The sequence below is a fragment of the Paenibacillus sp. P4_E11 genome (assembly GCF_056401635.1).
Window position 1 is genome coordinate 1 of the sequence record NZ_JBFUIX010000369.1, and the last position, 2,052, is coordinate 2,052.

Consider the following 2,052-nt stretch of genomic DNA (forward strand, 5'->3'; position numbering starts at 1 on the left):
TGGCCGTGTAATCGAGTCGCAGCCCTTCCGAGCCGATATTGCCGACTACCGCAGGGCCACAATTAATCCCTACACCGAATCTTACGGTGAAACCTAGCTTCTCCATTAGCTTCTGCTCGAGAACTGCAGACTGCTTCTTCATCTCAAGTGCGGCGCGAACAGCCATCTCCGCGTGATTATCGAACTTGATCGGCGCTCCGAATATTGCCATGACACCATCACCCATGAATTTGTCCAACGTCCCGTTGAATTTGAACACCGCTCGTGTACACACGTCCAAGTATTCATTCAAGAACGCAATAACTTGTTCCGGCTCCAGCTTCTCAGATAACGTCGTAAATCCGCGGATATMAACGAATATTAATGATATATCCATCCGTTCTCCGCCCAGCTTGACCTCTTCGCCAGACTGTAGCATTTGATCGACAACGGTCTTGGGCACGAATCGGCCGAAGATGCCGGTCACGCGGCTTCTCTCCTGTCGTTCTGCCAAGTAGTGGCCAATGATGGACCAGATGTACATCAGAATAATGGCCATAAGTGGATAGAAGATTGGAATAAAGACATGAAGCACTTCGTTGCACACGATGAATGCGGCTATGTAGGCGACAATCGACGCTGCGAAGACGAAGATGGCTGTTTTGCCTTTGAAACGATTGAACAAATAAAAAGTCAACAGCACGATTCCAAGAAGAATAACAATCCCAGACGCTTCACTGAGCTCTGTCCAGAACTTGCTGTCCAGAATCGACTGCAACATGTTCGCATGAATCTCGACCCCGAACATCCGGATGACCTTGCTCATTGGAGTCATGTATTCGTCTTGCAAGCCTGTTGTGAACGGACCGATTAGTATAATGTCATTTTCAAACATCTTCACATCAATCTTGTCATTCAACACATCGCTGAACGAGAACGAATCGTAGCCGGTCTTCAAATCCTTCTCTTGACGCGGTTTCGTGAAAAATTGGGTAATGACTTGATTGCGATTATTCGTAGGAATGATCTCAGAACCTCGTAGCCACTGTTTCTTGTCAGAATCCCACTTCACTTGCTCGTTAGGTGGAAGTGTCAGGTTCGCAAGCTTCACGCTGAACGCTTCGATCATGCTGCCGTTCTTCTCAGGAATTCCTACGATCAAACGTCGAACTTTGTCATCCGTGTCTTGGAATACGTTGATATGAGCGGTCTGGCTTTTCTGGGCATTGATCGCACTCGTGGGGTATTCGACCCTATCGTATTCTAGCAGTCCTGCCGATTTTTGCTGAGGTGGGAACAACACGTTGACTGGCAATACCACATTCTTGTACTTGCTCATAATGTCGGCCAAAGCCTGATCTTGCTTAGAATCCTTGCTAGGCTCCGGGAATAGAACATCGACACCGATCGCAGCCACCTTGACACTTTCCAGCTTTTCTATCAGTTTCGCATAGACCGAACGATCCCACGGATATTGGCCTATTGCTTCCAGAGACTTTGAATCGATCTTGATAATTTTGATCGACGTATCCGGCCCCCGTTGATCCGCTATTTTCCAGTTCAAAGCATCCCTTAACGGATTTTCAATATAGTGAAACGAACCACCCGTCCCGGTCGTATAAGAAAACACGGACAAAAGTGCTATAACTACTGCCGCGATGACCGATGATTTCCAGTTCTTCCTGCTCATTTTTTTCCTCCCCAGTTACTTCCTATCCTTCATTTTATAGGCCATGGCTGAATATGGCAATCATTGATTGTGTGAATTTTGTCACAAAAAAACCCCTGACTAGGTTCCAAGTCAGGGGTTTCGTTATTAGGTCCTATTATTTATTGAATGGGCTGTCGCCGATCTTGATGGAATCGGTAGGGCAACCGTCTGAAGCATCCTGTAGATCGTCGTACAGATCGTCCGGAATTTCAGTATTCCCGTGGTTGTCATCGCCATCGAATATCACTTCAGCTAATCCTTCATCATCGTAGTCATAAATGTCCGGGGCAGTTGCACCGCAAGCTCCGCAAGCAATGCAAGTATCTTTTTCTACCCATGTGTACTTTGCCATCGTGGTATTC

Annotated in this window: 2 protein-coding genes; both read right to left on the bottom strand. The window is 46.9% G+C overall.

The annotated features are described in order from the left end of the window. On the bottom strand, positions 1–1,669 hold a 1,669-nt coding region (locus AC1DWB_RS34095), incomplete at its 3' end, for a CHASE2 domain-containing protein (protein ID WP_477545510.1). Positions 1,670–1,805: 136 nt separating this feature from the next. Beyond that, a complete protein-coding gene (locus AC1DWB_RS34100; protein WP_477545511.1) occupies positions 1,806–2,042 on the bottom strand; it encodes a ferredoxin in 237 nt (78 codons plus the stop codon). Between the last annotated feature and the right edge of the window lie 10 nt (positions 2,043–2,052).